Origin of the sequence: Lactobacillus equicursoris DSM 19284 = JCM 14600 = CIP 110162 (assembly GCF_001434815.1) — a bacterium.
Lineage (GTDB): Bacteria > Bacillota > Bacilli > Lactobacillales > Lactobacillaceae > Lactobacillus > Lactobacillus equicursoris.
In genome coordinates this window covers 1-2,893 of the sequence record NZ_AZDU01000085.1, presented here as the reverse complement: position 1 = coordinate 2,893, position 2,893 = coordinate 1, and the positions used below count along the sequence as shown (strand labels likewise).

The following is a 2,893-nucleotide window of genomic DNA, read 5'->3' as shown; positions in this document are numbered from 1 at the left end:
TCTTTTGCCCAGTTGAGTAAGATCATGAGCAACACCTAAGCCGGGTGAGGTCCTCAGTTAATCAGCCTCCGCCATGGCCTGGGGCACGATCACTTCAGCGGAAAAAGTGCCGTCTGTACATTCCAGGGTTAACCGTCCCTTTGCCAAAAAGGGGCCAACCGCCGCTGAATGGTTCATTTTTCCGTTTGAATGGTCAAATCGGTTAAAAAAGCCCCGGCTTTTTGCTATAATAGGTTCGCTGCTGTAGCTCAGGAGGTAGAGCACCGCCGTGGTAAGGAGGAGGTCGCCAGTTCAAATCTGGCTAGCAGCTTAATTTAGTCGAAACAAGTTTAAATAAACAGAAATAAATCGCAACAAATGGCGATTTGACGCAGTTTTCGTTAGTAAATCAGTAACGAGAAAAAAGTCAAAAAAATAGTCGAGTGTCACACAAAAATTTTGTGTGACACAACCAAAGGTAACTGGCTGCGCTTACCTGCATTAAATTGCTATAATATAAGCAATATTTTATTCTTTGAAGGTGCAAGATACAGGAAAATTCTATCAACTGGCAGGTTAAGAAGCGGAAATTTATTGAATCTTGCAATACAGTCTCAACTTTCTTGGCCAGCTTCATCGTGATCATGGCGGCGCTCGAGACGGCTTCGCCAGCCTTTATTTTTTAAGAAATCGGCTTTGAATTTTATGACGTCCGCTATTTCTGGTCTCATGTCTGTATAGTTTTTTGTTAACTTATCTAATCTTACTCATTCGCTACTTTTTAAAAAGGCACCCTGATCAAGGCAGACCGGGCCCTCTATGTCGTTAAGCAGCATGACAAAAATGACTGCTTGTCTTACCAGCCCTGGATGGATAATGCCGCTAAGCGCAAGGCTAATCTCACTTCTAGAGACATGCTGGCCAATTTGCCAATTGCCTTTTTGATCTGCACCAGTCAAGGCGACTGGGAGATTATTTTTTCTAACCAAAACTTGCCCAGTCTTCTTGGCTATGCCAGCTTCGGCGACTTGATGAAGGCAACGGGCGGCAAGGTGACGAACCTGGTTTACCCAACTGACCGGTCTCTGGTTGAGCAGAAGATTACGGCTGACTTAGCTAATGGCCAAGTCCAGCCTTTTTTCTGTCAGAGCCAATTGGTCAAAGAACCGGGTTATGGACATATTTTCTACGTGGCCTTGTCCGCGATGTATTCAAGATAAAAGTCAAATAGTTTTGCCTATAAGAGAACTGGTATAAACATCAGTTCTCTTTTTTCTTGTCTTTTTAATCTGAAAGTTTATAATGAAACAATAGTCAAAATTTGTAATCACGATCAAAATCTATTTTTCTGGAGGGCGCAATTGAAGAGAGAGCTAATTATCAACTACGTTAAAGAGAACCTGGCCGACGAAAGAACGGGTCACGACTATTACCACGGGCTGCGGACGGCCAAATTGGCTGAGGGGATGCTGCTGAAGGACCAGCCAGACGCTAGCCAAACGAGCCGGGACATTGCCTTTACTGCAGCCATGGTCCACGACACCATTGATGAAAAGGTCTGTGCTGATCCGGACCGGGTTTTGGCTGAATTAAAAGAGCTCTTTGCCCAGGCAGGTCTGGACGAGGAAGCCCAGGATAACATCTTTTTCACTATCGAGCACATGTCTTTTTCCAAAAATATCGAGCACCGCTACCAATTGTCGCTAGAAGGGGAGTACGTGCAAGATGCCGACCGGCTGGAATCTTTAGGCGCAATCGGCATTGCCCGGGCCTTTGTTTATAGCGGCAAGCACGACGACAAGATCTATGATCCCGAGATTAAGCCAGCTAAGCTAGTGGACCATGACCAATACCGGAACCATGAAGAGACGACCATCAATCACTTTTATGAGAAGCTGTTCAAGTTGGTTGACTTAATGAACACCAAGGCGGCCCAAGCCGAAGCCGTTCGTCGGACGGACTACATGCATGAATTTGTCGACGAATTTTTGCAAGAATGGAATTTAGACTAACTTTTGTCTTTCTTAGATTAGAAATATCTTGAACTTGGTTTATGATTTTGCCGACCCAATCTCCTTCCCGGATCTGTTTACGTCTACCAACTCAGAAAACGATGGGAAGTGGAAGAACAGCACTTACGACAAGCTGATTGCTGATTCCAAGACCACCTCGTCAACGGCAAAGCGCTGGAGCGACCTGTCTAAGGCAGAAAACATTCTCTTGAATGATGCCGGCGTGATTCCGCTATACTACAGCACTAGTTCGGCTTTGATCCGGACTAGCGTTAAGGGCGTAATCCAAAACCGCGGTACGTGGAACTTCAAGAATGCCTATATCGCTAATTAAGCTAAAAAGAATCGAAGAAATTCGCTTCTTTTTCTTTTACTCTAATAGAGAAATTATTCTTAATAAGTTCTAGGGATCTTCTACTTTTTCTAGCGAACAAATCATTAAATATTAAACAAGAGTTCATTTTTTCATCAAATTGTCTTGAAATCGATTAATTTTCTAATTATAATTAAATCAGCATTAAAGGGGACTAGCGCGCTTTTAAGGCGCCGGCCCCCTTTGTCATGAAAAAATGTGCAAAAGGAGAAAATCAATTATGAAGTTTACTAAAGCCTTTAGCGTTGGTGCTACTGTCTTGGCATCAGCTGCTCTCTTGGCCGCTTGTGGTGGTTCCTCATCATCCAAGTCCTCACCATCAAAGAAGACCTTGAACTGGATGGTTGCTTCTGAAATTCCAACAATGGACTTGTCCAAGGCAACTGACTCAACCTCATTCAACCAACTTTCCAACACCATGGAAGGTCTTTACCGTTTAGGCAAGGGCTCAAAATTGGAAAAGGGTCTGGCTACTAGCGAAAAGGTTTCAAAGGACGGTAAGACTTACACTTACACTTTGCGCAAGTCC

2 protein-coding genes, 1 tRNA gene and 2 pseudogenes are annotated in these 2,893 nt (G+C 44.0%); all 5 read left to right on the top strand.

The window, feature by feature from the left end; translation table 11 throughout:
- Window positions 1-237: 237 nt before the first annotated feature.
- A tRNA-Thr gene (locus FC20_RS09310) sits at window positions 238-310 on the top strand.
- A 538-nt stretch (window positions 311-848) separates the two neighbouring features.
- On the top strand, window positions 849-1,199 hold the full coding sequence (locus FC20_RS09305; RefSeq protein ID WP_008461922.1) for a PAS domain-containing protein: 351 nt from the start codon (window positions 849-851) through the stop codon (window positions 1,197-1,199).
- A 141-nt stretch (window positions 1,200-1,340) separates the two neighbouring features.
- Window positions 1,341-1,991, top strand: a complete 651-nt coding sequence (locus tag FC20_RS09300) for an HD domain-containing protein (RefSeq protein ID WP_008461924.1) — start codon at window positions 1,341-1,343, stop codon at window positions 1,989-1,991.
- A 43-nt stretch (window positions 1,992-2,034) separates the two neighbouring features.
- A pseudogene (locus FC20_RS09295) lies at window positions 2,035-2,325 on the top strand (hypothetical protein); the annotation flags it as partial.
- Window positions 2,326-2,584: 259 nt separating this feature from the next.
- Window positions 2,585-2,893 (top strand): annotated as a pseudogene (locus tag FC20_RS09290) (peptide ABC transporter substrate-binding protein); the annotation flags it as partial.

Bases quoted from the DNA above. Each gene is read 5' to 3' on its own strand.
- FC20_RS09305 (WP_008461922.1), top strand. From the start codon at position 849: ATGGATAATGCCGCTAAGCGCAAGGCTAATCTCACTTCTAGAGACATG.